This window comes from Psychrobacter sp. Ps7, from assembly GCF_022129225.1.
Lineage (GTDB): Bacteria > Pseudomonadota > Gammaproteobacteria > Pseudomonadales > Moraxellaceae > Psychrobacter > Psychrobacter immobilis_A.
Window position 1 is genome coordinate 1 of the sequence record NZ_JADQAH010000021.1, and the last position, 14,446, is coordinate 14,446.

Consider the following 14,446-nt stretch of genomic DNA (forward strand, 5'->3'; position numbering starts at 1 on the left):
CAACAAATCCCAGTTCATAATTAGTCCGTACTCTGTTTTTTTTAATTATGGACTAAATACCACTATGAATACACTGATTATTTAGCCAATAAAAAGAGCCACCAGATTTCTCCGGCAGCTCTTTTTTTAAATACTGACTAAGTTAGGTTTATTACACCAAACTATTTACTGCTTCAACCACAGCGTCAGTCGTAATACCAAACTCTTTGTATAACTGATCTGCAGGAGCAGATTCGCCATAGGTAGTCATGCCAATGACTTTGCCATCTAGACCAACGAACTTATACCAGTAATCCACATGCGCGGCTTCTACAGCTACGCGAGCGCGAATATTGGCAGGCAATACCGCTTCGCGATAGCTAGCATCTTGCTCAACGAAAATCTCAGCACATGGCATAGAGACTACACGGACGCCAACACCATTTGCGCTCAACGCTTCATATGCTTCCATCGCTAGGCCAACTTCTGAACCAGTAGCGATAATGATAGCTTGTAGCTCGCCTTGTTCTTTCGCCAATACATAACCACCTTTGGTGATGTTGGCTACTTGCTCATTATCGCGTGCTTGATGTGGCAAGCTTTGACGACTAAAAATCAATGCTGATGGATTATGTTCAGACTTAATGGCCTCAACCCAAGCACTGGCAGATTCGGTCGCATCACAAGGACGCCATGTGCGTAGATTTGGCGTGGTACGTAGGCTAGTCAATTGCTCAACTGGCTGATGCGTTGGGCCATCTTCGCCCAGACCGATAGAGTCATGCGTATAGACATGGATGACACGCTGCTTCATCAATGCGCCCATACGGACAGCGTTACGTGCGTATTCCATAAACATTAGGAACGTCGCGACGTAAGGGATAAAGCCGCCATGCAATGCAATACCATTGGCAATCGCAGTCATACCGAACTCACGTACGCCGTAATAGATATAGTTACCGTCAGCGTCTTTTTCGATGCCTTTAGCGCCTTTGAATAGCGTAAGGTTTGAGCCAGCGAGATCCGCTGAACCACCTAGCAATTCTGGTAATAATGGCTGTAAGGTATTGATAGCATTTTGACTGGCTTTACGACTGGCGACATCGCCACCCGCTTCTTGCGTTTGCTGAATGTAGGCTTTTGCTTGGCTATCAAAGTCAGCAGGCAAGTCACCATTTAGACGGCGCAATAGCTCAGATGCCAGTTCAGGATAGACTTTCTTATAAGCGTCAAAGTCCGCATCCCAGTTTTTCTGCTGTACGTCGCCTTTCGCTTTGGCATCCCACGCTTCATAGATTTCATCAGCTAATTCAAATGGAGCATGCTTCCAAGACAACGCATCACGAGTCAAAGCGATTTCGTCATCGCCAAGCGGCGCACCATGACTGGCTGCTAGACCTTGTTTGTTCGGGCTACCAGCACCGATTGTGGTTTTGCAAATCAGAAGACTTGGTTTAGTAGTCTCTTTAAGCGCTTGTTCAGTTGCTTGAGTGATAGCATCGGCATCATGACCATCTACTTTGATAACTTGCCAGCCGTATGACTCAAAACGCGCTTGCGTATCATCAGTGAACCAGCCTTCGACGTTACCATCGATAGAGATGCCGTTGTCATCATAGAAGAAGACAAGCTTGCCAAGACCTAACGTACCAGCCAGTGAGCACACTTCATGACTGATACCTTCCATCAAGCAACCATCACCTAAAAATGCATAGGTATTGTGGTCAACAATGTTGTGGCCATCACGATTGAACTGTGCCGCTAGCGTTTTCTCTGCAATCGCAAAACCAACGGCATTGGCAATACCTTGACCTAGTGGACCCGTCGTCGTTTCAATACCGGGGGTATAGCCAAGCTCAGGGTGACCTGGGGTTTTCGAATGCAATTGACGGAAACCTTTCAGATCATCAACGCTGACGTCATAACCAGATAAATGCAGCAATGAATAAATAAGCATCGAGCCATGACCGTTCGATAAGACAAAGCGGTCACGGTTGTGCCACTGTGGATCGGTTGGGTTGTGCTTCAGAAACTTGCGCCACAAAACTTCGGCAATATCAGCCATACCCATTGGCGCGCCTGGATGTCCAGAGTTGGCTTTTTGAACCGCATCAAACGACAGTACACGGATGGCATTGGCTAATTTACGTTCGCTAATTGGAGCTGGCATAGAGTGTCCTAGTATTGGGCTAAGAGGAGAGTTTACTCAAAGGAGTATAAGCATAAGGACGCCAAATGCGCCCCTAAGTTATAGACTATAAAATCAAAGTATAATATTAACATATTTGCTATGAGGCTAGCTAAGAAATGGTATGACAGAATCGTTTGTGTTTAATAATTATTCATATCAGTTTTATCAAACTACCCTATATTAAAAAGCTGTGAGTCATCTTAGTAACTCACAGCTAGTATAAGCAATATAGCTATTAAACTGAAATAGTCTCAGCACCGCCCATAAACGGACGCAATACTTCTGGAATGGTGATGCTACTATCAGCGTTTTGATGATTTTCCATCACTGCCAATAGTGTACGACCCACTGCCAAGCCTGAACCATTTAGCGTGTGTGCTAAGCTGGTTTGTTTGCCGTCTTTGACACGTGTGCCCATACGGCGCGCTTGGAAGTCACCGCAGTTAGAGCAGCTAGAGATTTCGCGATAGGTATCTTGGCTCGGTAACCATACTTCGATGTCATAGGTCTTTTGTGCTGCGAAACCCATATCACCAGTACATAGCTGAACAGTGCGGTATGGTAGGTTCAACTGCTGCAAGATATATTCAGCTTGTCCAGTCATTGCTTCTAGTAACTCATCAGACTGCTCAGCCGTGGCAATATTGACCATCTCGACTTTTTCAAACTGATGCTGACGGATCAGACCACGAGTATCACGCCCATGAGAGCCCGCCTCACTACGGAAACAAGGCGTATGCGCGGTAAACTTAAGCGGTAATTCACTGATGTCCAAACGCTCGCCACGTACCAAATTGGTCATTGGCACTTCAGCAGTAGGAATGAGATAAAAGTCCATATCTTCGTTGTTTGTATGATTTTTGAGCTTAAACAAATCATCTTCAAACTTAGGCAGCTGTCCTGTACCTTTTAGGCTATCTGAATTCACAATATAAGGCACATAGGTCTCAAGATAGCCGTACTTCATGGTATGGGTATTGAGCATAAATTGAATCAGGGCGCGATGCATTTGCGCCAACTGTCCTTTTAGCACATTAAAGCGGCTACCAGTCAGCTTAGTCGCGGCTTCAAAGTCGAGCATACCAAGTGTCTCGCCAATATAAGTGTGATCTTGAATCTCGAAGTCAAACGTACGAGGCGTGCCCCACTTGCGCACTTCTACGTTATCATCTTCTGACGTACCCACTGGCACATCGGCTGCTGGAATATTTGGAATTTGCATAGCAGCTTTGTTGATACGCTCTTGTAGAGTGCGCAGCTCGTCTTCGGCTGTTTTAATCTCACCGCTGACATTCTGCATCTCAGCCAATAGCTCACTGGCATCTCCGCCTGATTTTTTCAAAGCACCCACTTGCTTAGCACCCGCATTACGGCTCGACTGCAACTCTTCGGTTTTGATCTGCAAAGATTTACGTTCTGACTCAACCATTTGCCAAAAATCTATGTCAAGTGCATAACCACGAGTGGCCAGTTGCTGTTGTAAATCGCTTAAATCGCCGCGTAAGAGTTTTGGATCAATCATAATAGTTGCCTGTAACGCTAGAAGTGAGGAAGAGGTTCGAAAGTGTTATTTTTAAAGATACTGTTTTTAAAGGTGCTGATTTTATCAAAATAAGTGATAGCCGCTATAATACCAAGACACAGCAGATTTGACCATGTTTTGACCTCTGCTGATTGAATTTTCATTTATTACTTTCATTATCCGTAGCCAGTTATATTTGCTTTAAATACATCTCTCAAAGTTCAGCTTACCTCAATAAGCCTCGCCCATCTTTGTTAAAACCATTAATATCACCTCTATCAACGAACAGAGCGGCTTATATGTTTCATTTAGGGGTACTTTTCGGTAAGATAAGCGCATACCTTTTATTCGACTTCTAGCCAAGTACGACGTAGCTGCTACGTTTTGTCGATTTAAACCCAACACTTTCAATACAAGTATTTGAGAAACCTTTATGGCCTTGTACCCCTATACGCTACAACCTGTCGCCTTAAACCTAACTGAGGCAGAATTTCACCAAGCACAATACGAGCTATTTGCCAGTGCCAGCCCTTCTTTCGGTCTAAAAAGCATCAAAATGAAAGAATGGATCATTATGGCGGTAACCGTGGTACTAGCGATCGCAGGGTTGGTTTTTGTCACCGGCTACTCAACCATTATCTTTTGGCTGATGTTAGTTTCAGTCGTCATTTATTTACTGGTTCGTACCCTTGGCTTTAAATGGTATGTGAAAAGAGAGTTTGACAAGCAAGTGGCCGATCAAGAAATGCCAGACGAGATGCGTCAGATGAAATTGGGCGTACAAAAGCATGGCCTCGTCATGGCGATGCCAGTGAACCAGCCTGACACATTTAATAACAACCAAATGCGCGGCATGCAAATGCGAGCAGGCACGACCCAGCAAGCCGTCATTCCATGGTCAGCTGTCAAAAGCTGGGATGAGACGGACGACTATATCTTTATGATGTTTGAGATGAAAGGTCAACAAGGCAGCCAAATTGTGCCAAAACGCTTAGAAGCACAGAAATTCCCGATCGATACGGTACGTCAGCATTTGCAAGAAGTTATCCCCGTTAAAGGCTTAAATCCTGAAAACTTACAGCCGCCAGCATAAAATAGTAGAAGACTTCTTTATCGCTTACTATATGAGCGATAAAGAAATGATCAATAAAAAATATTTTTTACAAAATCAATCGTAATTATAAATTTATTGAATTTAACTTATCGATGGTGCTCTGCTATTATAATAGCTATCAAAAGCAAGGTGATAATTGCTCTAAATTATATGAATGTATAGTTATGATTTCAGCTTAAGCTGATGCCATTCTATATGGCAGTTTTACCATACTATTTTCTAAGATTGTTACTTTTTAAGGCTGAAAAGCGTTAATATATTAACGAGCATAGTAATGCAGCACACGAGTTGCTACACTTCTCATCTTCTTCATTTAATGTTTTATATCAACACTCAAACTATAAGGATAATATTATGAGTAACGCTACTAATCAAATCGGTCTAGAAAAAGCTGACATGAGCGAAGTCATTGCACAACTAAACAATTTATTATCAACTTATCACGTCTTTTATTTAAACGTCCGTGGCTATCACTGGAATGTAAAAGGTGAGCATTTTTTCACCTTGCATCCAAAATTTGAAGAACTGTATACCGCGCTACAGTTACAAATTGATGAAATCGCTGAGCGTATCTTAACTTTGGGCGGCACACCGCTGCATGCTTATAGCGATTTTACTAAACATACTAGCATTCAAGAAGATAAAAACGTCAAAGATGGCAATGCTTGTGTGAAAGGTGTGGTAACGGGTTTACAAGCTTTGATTACAGAGCAGCGTAAAGTATCTGCTCTAGCAGCAGACAGCGAAGATCAAGGAACAGCTGACCTCGTAGATGCCTATGTACAAGAGCAAGAAAAGCTCATCTGGATGTATAACGCCTTTTTGGGTTAATCATTGCTAAAAAAACAGTACATAACTAAAATCTAAATCATAAAAAAGCACCTACTTTAGGTGCTTTTTTTGTGCTTGCTGTTGCTAATGAAACCTTATTTTTGCATCCATTGACGCATTTTTTCGCGCTCAGCAGGCGTGGCTTGTAACCAAATTTGCATAAATTGATCTAAGGTATTAGCAGATGAATTAACGCTAGTGATTTGCTTAGTGGTCGCTACCGTACCCGTATTCACATTCGGTTGATCTAATGCGGCAATCGCACGCTGATTCTGTAGCTCTGCATCATCTGCTCCGCCAAACACACCGCCGAACGCCTTGCCTAAACCTGACAACAATCCACCTTGATTACCAGCGATACCTTGCTGACTTGCAACCACAGTATTGTTTTTCTCTACTGCCAGTATCGGACGTTTGGCATATTCTTTAGCTGCTGCATACTCTTCTGGCTGATTCGGCATGGTCAGACGATAGGTTTGATTGTCCGCCAATTCTGCCGTCACGCTCACATTACCCGAACGTAAATAGTCATGCTCATCACGGCGCAAGTCATATAAGCGGTCATACTTCGCAGTAATCGCATGTTGACCCGGCTGAAGCGTAAACTTTTTAGTCAATGGTTGAAAAGCGCTCTGCTGCACTTCTTGCCCATTAATAGCCGTGACTTTGATATGGTCATCAACCAGTAGCGTTACTTCAGCATGCGACAGCATAGAGACAGAGCCTGCACCAATAAGCAACGTGCTGATGGTCAGTTTTTTTAGCAAAGAAGCATTGGATTTCATAAGTGATTCCATTAATAGTGAAAACGTTTTGGCAATAGTAAAAGCGTTTTGGATAAAAGACTTTAGTTGTTAATGCTAAAAATCGAGTGGCATCGTATGTTGATCTTGTTCCGCTGAATCGTTATCTACTTGTGTCTCTTGCGCAATATCAGCAAGCTCTGCTGCTAGTGTCTGCTCATCAATGGTACGCAATGCGTCAGTGATGACTGCTTTGGATATATTGCTACGCCCAAGGTTCGAAAACATCGGCTGAATATAATTGAGTACTTCCATCATCGCACCGATGCGATGTGGTCCTTCAGTAAGCAAATAATCAATAATTCGATCATCAAACTGCCAACCACGCCGACGCAAGATGGATTGTAATAACGCCTGACGGTCGGCTAAGTCATGACCATTGGGTACTTTAAACGTAGGTGCTTGTGCCAAACGAGTCAGCAAATCCCTCAATTGAAAGGGCAAATCACCAGCAGGCTTATTGGCTGCAAACAACAATTGACGCTGACCTTCACGACTGCGGTTAATCAAATGAAATAAGGCTTCTTGCCATTGACTGCTTTGCTCCAGCACCTCTAAATCATCGATCGCGATTAGATCGAAGTTTTCTAGAGAGGAGAGGACGTGCACATCGGTATGAATCAACTCATTGAGTGACAAACAAATCGCGGACTTGTCCATCTCAATAAATGACTCACAGATAGCAGATAATAAGTGCGACTTGCCCGTAGCAGGACTGCCAAATAGGTACAGCTGACCAATCAGGCCGACATGTAGTTGCCGCACTGCATCAATAATTGACATCCAACCAGGACCGGCGAAGTCACTTAGACTTGCATCATGCTTAATGTCCAGATTGAGACTTAGCTGTGCTTCTGCCATGAATCATCAACTCGTTTTGCGTAATGCAATAAATAAAAGGATAAATTATTAATAACTGTCTTTGAGATGCTCTTATACTACCTGATATAAACTTGCTGCGTTAGCATCTCGTTGTTTTAATCGAGAGTATATCTGAGAATTACCTAATCAAAAGTCATCTTGTTAACGACCAACTGGATAACGGCTGATACTGTCAATACTGCGCCTATATATAACATATTTGCAAAATGACTGACAAGTCTTTTACCTATTAAGCCTTATCAATCACCATTTATTATCCGTCATCAATTTTACTATCCCATTATGATGACCTCGTTACTCTAACGATAAAATACTTATCTCTTCTCAAACAAAGCCAATTGCTTACGACCTTTATAAAAATCAGTCGAACGATAGTAGATGTATAAATGGCGAAACAGTACATTAAGCACGGCAGACACTGGCAGTGCGATGAGCATACCAACGAAACCCAATAAGCTTGCGCCTGCCAATACTGCAAAAATCACCCAAAGCGGCGATAGACCTATCTTATCACCCAATAGTAACGGCTGTAGGATATAACCTTCGGCGGCTTGCCCAACTAAAAACGCTCCGACAATCAGCGACAAATACGTCCAATTTAGCCCAAACTGGAACAGGCAGGCGATAATGGCAGCGATAAAACCAATGCCAAAACCCAAATAAGGAACAAAGCTAGCAATACCGGCAACCATACCAATAATAAGCCCAAGCTCAAGCCCAATAAGCTGTAATTGCACCGCATAAATAGCGCCCAATAAGACCATCACCAATAGCTGACCTTTGATAAATGCCATCAATGCAAGGTCACACTCTCGAGCAATCTGAATGACTTTTTCGCTATACGCAGCGGGAATCGCCAGCTTCCATGTCTGCAGACGCTGATCCCAATTGAACAAAAAATAAAAGGTTAAAATCGGTACTAGCACAATGAGTCCAGCATTATTGATGAAGTTCATGCTCGACACCAATATTTGGTTCATCATGGTACTGGCATCTTCAAACTTATAATTGGTCTGCATGTATTCAACCAATGTCTCAGAAAACCCTTTAGACTCCAACTCTGGCAGATTGATACGACTGTTGTTAACGAACCATTCACGTACGACTTCATTATACCAAGTTAAGACCTTAGGCAGATACTCCCACGCCGCTTGCAACTGATGCCACAAAGTCGGTATTAACCACCAAAGCAGTAGCACCATTCCTAAAGTGATGGTGGAATAGACAATGATAATCGCCACCCAGCGTTTGATATACTTCGATAAGCGTTTGACCAGCGGATTGAACAAATAAGCCAGTACGAAAGCAAAGACAAACGGTATAATGACTGGCATCATCAAATACAGTAACAATATACCCACCACCATCGCAACGACAATAAATAAGCGCCGAAAAAAAGGATCTATTGGTTGGTTCATCATGACAAGGAATCCTATGATAGGCTGATTTAAGATGGAGGTATAATTGAAAGAAATGATACGTCTTATCGTACAACAACGGCGTAATAGCGAACTGTTATCGACAATAAATTTAGCGTTCCATTATCGCAGAGTACAGCAAAAAATCCGTCATTTTTTGTTTCTTAACTTTTTATTTACTACTTAAAGTCAGTCTTCGTGAAATATCCGCCAAATATCCGCAAGTTGCTTTGCGAGTAAGGGTCATTTTTGGGTATAATGCGCGCACTATATTCAGAATTAACACGACCAACTCGATTTTCTACTGACAGACCTTCATTCCCTATAAAATTTGTGAGATGACCATGAGTAACAAGCCTTCTTTAAGCTACAAAGATGCTGGTGTTGATATTGATGCTGGCGATGCGTTGGTACAACGTATTAAATCAGTGGCAAAAGCCACCTCTCGTCCTGAAGTTGTGGGCGGACTTGGCGGCTTTGGAGCGCTTTGTCGTATACCAACTGGTTACACCTCACCGTTATTAGTTTCAGGTACTGATGGTGTGGGCACCAAACTTAAACTGGCGTTACAGCTAAACCGTCACGACACGATCGGTATCGACTTGGTCGCCATGTGCGTCAACGATTTATTGGTTTGCGGTGCAGAGCCATTATTTTTCTTAGATTACTATGCGACTGGCAAGCTTGATATTGATGTAGCAGCGACTGTGGTCACTGGTATTGGTGAAGGCTGTAAGTTATCAAACTGTGCCCTGATCGGCGGCGAAACCGCTGAGATGCCAGGTATGTATCAAGACGACGATTATGACTTGGCAGGCTTTTGTGTCGGTGTGGTCGAAGAAGCAGAAGTCATCACTGGCGAAAACGTCGCGGAAGGCGATGTATTGATCGCTCTTGCCTCAAGTGGTGCACACTCAAACGGTTATTCATTGGTACGTAAAGTCATCGAAGTCAGCGGCATTGATGTGACGAGCAGTGATGAGCAATTAGACGGTCAGCCTATCCAAGACGCGTTAATGGCCCCTACTCGCATCTATGTTAAAGCGATTAAAGCGTTGCAAGATACTCTTGGTAGCTCAGCGCTGCATGCAATGTCACATATCACTGGTGGCGGCTTAACCGATAATTTACCACGTGTATTACCAGAGAATTTAGCTGCTAGCATTGATACGACTAGCTGGCAGTTCTCAGAGCTATTCACTTGGTTACAAACCCAAGGAAATATTGAACAAAGCGAGATGTACCGCACCTTTAACTGCGGCGTTGGTTTTGTCATTGTCGTGCCTAAAGATAAAGCAGATGCGGCCATTCAAACTTTGAACGATGCTGGTGAAAAAGCTTGGCAATTAGGCGAAATGGTGAAGCGCGAAGCGGATTCTGTGGTGTACCGTTAATGTCAGACAGTCAAAAAAAAATTGATAATAACCCTTTACGGATTGCTGTACTGGTCTCTGGTAGTGGTAGCAACTTGCAAGTACTGATAGATGCGATGCAAGCTGGCGCACTGCCGATTGAGATTGTTGGCGTCATTAGTAACCGTGAAGATGCTTATGCCATCACCCGTGCAAAAGACGCTGACATTCCCGTAGCCGTATTGTCACATGTTGCTAGCGGCAAACGCATGGGAATCAAGACCTTTGAGAATCATGCCAGCAGCCAACTAGCCTTATGGCAACCAGATCTCATTGTGTTAGCTGGTTTTATGCGTGTCTTGAGTGCAGATTTTATCGATAATGCACCAGCGCCGATGATTAATCTGCACCCCTCTTTACTACCTATCTATAAAGGCCTTGATACCCATCAGCGTGCGATACAAGCAGGTGAGCGACATCATGGCTGTAGTATTCATGTCGTCACCGCTGAGCTCGACGCGGGTACTGTTTTGACCCAAGCGCTGTTAGAGATACATCAAAGAGACACTGCCGATAGCTTGCAAGCACGCGTGCAAAAGCTTGAGCATCAATTGCTCCCTTGGACGATTTTATTATTGGCCAAAGGCGCACTCTCGCTAGACCATGCTCAAGCAGCCAATCAACAAAGTATGTCTTTACCAACGCTACCATTAAAACTATATTTGAACGACTGAGTAAGTAGCGACAGTCACAAATTATCAGGCACCAACTATCAAGCTTAAACTCTTTGCATAAAAAAGCCCAGTCACTCAATGAATGACTGGGCTTTCTAATAGCTACCTTTAAAATCTTCTAAAGCATATTAATCCCGAAGACGTCAGCTATTATTGACTTTTATGAACATGTAGCCCTTTAATATTTACAAATTCTTTGATACCAAAACCGCCATGCTCGCGACCATGACCTGAGTTTTTCACTCCACCAAATGGCAACGCTGGATTTGCAAGACCGTAACCATTGATGTAGACCATGCCCGTATCAAACTCTTCACGCGCTAGGCGAATGGCTTTGTCTTCGTCTTTAGAGAAGATAGCACCGCCCAAACCGTAGCGACTGTCATTGGCAATGCGTAATGCATCATCTTGGTCTTTGGCTCGTATTAATGAGGCGACAGGACCAAATAATTCGTCATCATAGGCAGGTTGGCCTTTTTCGACATTCTCCAAGATAGTTGCTGGATAAAAACTGCCTTTGCCTTCTGGCAATTGACCACCAACAGCAATCGTTGCGCCTTTTGCCACACTGTCTTCTACTTGCTCATGCAATTTTTCTTGTAAATCTTTGCGGGCTAACGGACCAAGATCAGAGTCATCATCCATCGGATCGCCAGATTTAGCGTCTGCAAACTTTTTGACAATGCGTTCACGGAAATCATCGTATAAACTATCAACGACGATAAAGCGCTTAGCGGCGACACAAGTTTCACCATTATTAATGAGACGCGCTTGGGTACAAGTTTCGACCGCTAACTCTACATCAGCATCTTCTAAGACAATAAAGGCATCGTTTGAGCCTAATTCTAGCACCACCTTTTTAATGGCTTTTGCTGCTTGCTGACCCACAATGCTACCAGCGCCGTCGCTACCTGTCAGTGTGACACCGCGCACTTTGTCATGACCGATTAATGCTTCTGATTGGTCGTGATCGATTAAAATCGTACGGAACAAATCGTTTGGTAACTCTGACTCATGGAAGATTTTTTCGATTAACAAGCCTGAACCAGTCACGTTTGACGCGTGCTTGAGTAAAATACTATTACCTGCCATCAGATTTGCGATGGTATAACGGAATACTTGGTAAGCAGGAAAGTTCCATGGCTGCATGCCATAGATGACACCGATAGGCTGATAAGTCACAATACCTTTTTTCAAGCCTTCAATATCACGCTCATCGTCAGCAAGTGCAGCCACCCCTTTTTCCGCGGTATAGTCGCAAATTGCTTTACACAAATCTATTTCTTGCAAACTCTGACTATAGAGCTTACCACGCTCCTCAGTCATGAGTTTAGACAACTCTTCTTTGTACTTGAGCAATGTCTCACCGATAGAATTGATGACTTTTGCACGCGCTTCGTGGCTGGTTTTACGCCACTCAGTAAATGCTTGGTGCGAGGATTCAACAATCTTGTTCACCTCATCATTACTCATGTAATTGTATTCTTTGATCGCTTCACCCGTTGCTGGGTTTATAGTAGTAATATCTGCCATGATTATTATCCTTATTTATTAAACTATTTTATTGGTTTAAAATTGATCGCTTCAATATCTGAAATCTTAGAAACACATAAACCTTAGAAACACATAAACCAAGAATGGTCATTTTTATAAACGCATCTGGTTAGATTGAACAACTTCATCCACGATCTTATGAAATCCGATACTGTCGTATAACTTAACAATAGGCTATGTATTTGTCTTTTTTCTTAAGTGGGATTTATCATAGCAAAATGTACAACGAGTAGTTTTACAAGTTATAAAGAAGTGTTCGTAAGATGTTAAGAATGTGACTGACCGATTTATCAGGTCAAAATCTTGGACGAGATTTTTCAGTAAAATTACGCAAATAAAAAACCAGCGCTTGGGCTGGTTTAATAAATAAGCAACTGATAACCAAAAATAAATGGCTTAAAACAAATGGCTTAAAACAAATGGCTTAAAACAAATGATTCATCACAGGAATTTCTTGTGGTGGATTCTCTTCTTCGTCAACAATTTGACGAGCCACATGCATGATAAGCTGACGCAACCAACGATGGGCGGGATGATGCTGCAACAAAGGCGACCACGCCATCGTTAGCTCAAATTCAGGGATAAAAAATGGTGGCTCGACCATCATGATACTGTCGTTATTAGCTTGCATTTTTGCCACACGCGTAGGCAAAGTTGCAACCAAATCTTTATTGGCTGCAAGCATGGCTGGCATTTGATAGTGGCGGGTAAAAACACTGATTTGACGTTTTTGACCTAAACGTTGCAGTGCTTGATCAATTGAACCTAGGCCACCAGATTTTTCTGGATTGACACCAAATCCCACACCCATACCAGTTTTAGAGACCCAAACGTGCTGCGCCTTAAGATAATTTTTTAGATTAAAGCGATGAGCATAGGGACTGTCAGAGGACAATAGGCAGCTAAAAGTATCACGCCAGACTAGGACTTGGTGGAAACTTTGCGGAATTTCATTAAAGCGGTTGATCGCCAAATCCACTCGCCCCTGCTCCATATCACGATATGAGACGTCCGATGGCGTTAAGAAGTCCAAGATGACATTTGGTGCCTCTGAGCGCAATGCTTTGACCAATTTTGGTACCAATGTCGCTTCAGCATAGTCTGAGGTCATGATACGAAAAACGCGCGAGGTACTATAAGGACGAAATTCTGTACGTGGCTCTAATACTTGTGTCAAATCTGCCAGTATTTCACGGATACGAGGCTGTAACTCCAAAGCGCGTTCAGTCGGCGTCATGCCTTCGGATGAGCGTACCAGCAACGGATCATTAAATAGCTTACGCAGCCGGCGCAAAATATTACTCATGGCAGGTTGGGTAATGCCAAGCTGCTCAGCTGCACGAGTGACGTTTTTTTCTCGTAGCAACACATCTAGATGTACCAATAAATTTAAATCTACCCGCTGCAAATTCATATATGTCTCTTTACCTTAAAATAAATACCACTACAAACGCGGCGTTTTTTGCCCTGTTATTTAGTATAAATCATCTATGACAGCATGAAATAAGGACAATTTTATATTAATTATTTTGATATACGCTTATTATAACTGAAATAATTCATCATAAGTCATTGTTTTATATGTACTATCATAAAATTAAATACCCAAGATAATAATCATAAACTAGATAAATTAAGGCAACCTAGCTATAGTGGCTAGCAAGCGCTTAATCAGTCCTTGTTTAATGTTAGGCAGTCGCCGTGCGTTTTGATGGATTGACGACCACAGGTATTTTATCGCATTTTCATGCGGAAATACGGACATAACATTTATTACGCAAACTTAATTTTTTGCTCTCATTTGTTTTTAAGCTTGAATTAGTAGTTGGCACTTTTTAGGGTAATAAGCACTTTAACAGTCAAAAAAGACTTATAAAAAAGCGCATTCAACCTAAAACGAAAGACCCAATAATAAAAGCTGACCAATTCGACAGGTTTTATTTGCTTTTATCATAATTTTCTTATAGTTTAGTAGAGATTGCTAACGCATAAGGTTTATATTTTAGATTTTCACTTCTGCCAGCATCTTTCTACATATATCAAAATTACCTCAATACTTGTAATTT

11 protein-coding genes are annotated in these 14,446 nt (G+C 42.5%); 4 read left to right on the forward strand and 7 right to left on the reverse strand.

Features of this window, described 5'->3' with window-relative positions; all coding sequences use genetic code 11:
• Positions 1 to 151: 151 nt before the first annotated feature.
• Both tkt and serS read right to left on the reverse strand, forming a co-directional pair.
• Positions 152 to 2,149 (reverse strand): transketolase, encoded by a 1,998-nt coding sequence (tkt, locus tag I3257_RS08445; protein ID WP_238049417.1) that lies wholly within the window; start codon positions 2,147 to 2,149, stop codon positions 152 to 154.
• 256 nt (positions 2,150 to 2,405) lie between these two features.
• A complete protein-coding gene (gene serS / locus I3257_RS08450; protein WP_238049418.1) occupies positions 2,406 to 3,692 on the reverse strand; it encodes a serine--tRNA ligase in 1,287 nt (428 codons plus the stop codon).
• 433 nt (positions 3,693 to 4,125) lie between these two features.
• Here serS and I3257_RS08455 point away from each other — a divergent pair, with 433 nt between their 5' ends.
• Both I3257_RS08455 and I3257_RS08460 read left to right on the forward strand, forming a co-directional pair.
• Positions 4,126 to 4,785, forward strand: coding sequence for a YcxB family protein (locus I3257_RS08455; RefSeq protein WP_055125130.1), 660 nt, complete (start codon positions 4,126 to 4,128; stop codon positions 4,783 to 4,785).
• Between the two features lie 375 nt (positions 4,786 to 5,160).
• A complete protein-coding gene (locus I3257_RS08460) occupies positions 5,161 to 5,637 on the forward strand; it encodes a Dps family protein (RefSeq protein WP_060491632.1) in 477 nt (158 codons plus the stop codon).
• Between the two features lie 95 nt (positions 5,638 to 5,732).
• Here I3257_RS08460 and I3257_RS08465 read toward each other — a convergent pair whose 3' ends face one another.
• The 3 genes from I3257_RS08465 to I3257_RS08475 all read right to left on the reverse strand — a co-directional run bounded on the left by I3257_RS08465 (position 5,733) and on the right by I3257_RS08475 (position 8,743).
• Positions 5,733 to 6,422 carry a DUF2057 family protein gene (locus tag I3257_RS08465; protein WP_060491633.1) on the reverse strand — a complete coding sequence of 230 codons (690 nt, stop codon included), beginning with the start codon at positions 6,420 to 6,422 and terminating at the stop codon, positions 5,733 to 5,735.
• A 75-nt stretch (positions 6,423 to 6,497) separates the two neighbouring features.
• The gene (gene hda / locus I3257_RS08470) at positions 6,498 to 7,301 is read right to left on the reverse strand and encodes a DnaA regulatory inactivator Hda (protein ID WP_060491634.1); all 804 of its coding nucleotides are present in this window, start codon (positions 7,299 to 7,301) and stop codon (positions 6,498 to 6,500) included.
• Positions 7,302 to 7,636: 335 nt separating this feature from the next.
• A complete protein-coding gene (locus I3257_RS08475) occupies positions 7,637 to 8,743 on the reverse strand; it encodes an AI-2E family transporter (protein ID WP_060491635.1) in 1,107 nt (368 codons plus the stop codon).
• Positions 8,744 to 9,084: 341 nt separating this feature from the next.
• Between I3257_RS08475 and purM the strand changes: the two genes are divergently transcribed.
• Both purM and purN read left to right on the forward strand, forming a co-directional pair.
• A complete protein-coding gene (gene purM / locus I3257_RS08480; RefSeq protein WP_201554535.1) occupies positions 9,085 to 10,134 on the forward strand; it encodes a phosphoribosylformylglycinamidine cyclo-ligase in 1,050 nt (349 codons plus the stop codon).
• On the forward strand, positions 10,134 to 10,826 hold the full coding sequence (gene purN, locus I3257_RS08485) for a phosphoribosylglycinamide formyltransferase (protein ID WP_201554537.1): 693 nt from the start codon (positions 10,134 to 10,136) through the stop codon (positions 10,824 to 10,826). The genes purM and purN overlap by 1 nt, the downstream gene beginning before the upstream one ends.
• A 150-nt stretch (positions 10,827 to 10,976) precedes the next feature.
• Here the strand turns inward: purN and I3257_RS08490 are convergent, their stop codons facing one another.
• Positions 10,977 to 12,359 carry an NAD-dependent succinate-semialdehyde dehydrogenase gene (locus I3257_RS08490; protein WP_238049420.1) on the reverse strand — a complete coding sequence of 461 codons (1,383 nt, stop codon included), beginning with the start codon at positions 12,357 to 12,359 and terminating at the stop codon, positions 10,977 to 10,979.
• 445 nt (positions 12,360 to 12,804) lie between these two features.
• Positions 12,805 to 13,794, reverse strand: coding sequence for a LysR family transcriptional regulator (locus tag I3257_RS08495; RefSeq protein ID WP_045444529.1), 990 nt, complete (start codon positions 13,792 to 13,794; stop codon positions 12,805 to 12,807).
• Positions 13,795 to 14,446 lie beyond the last annotated feature (652 nt).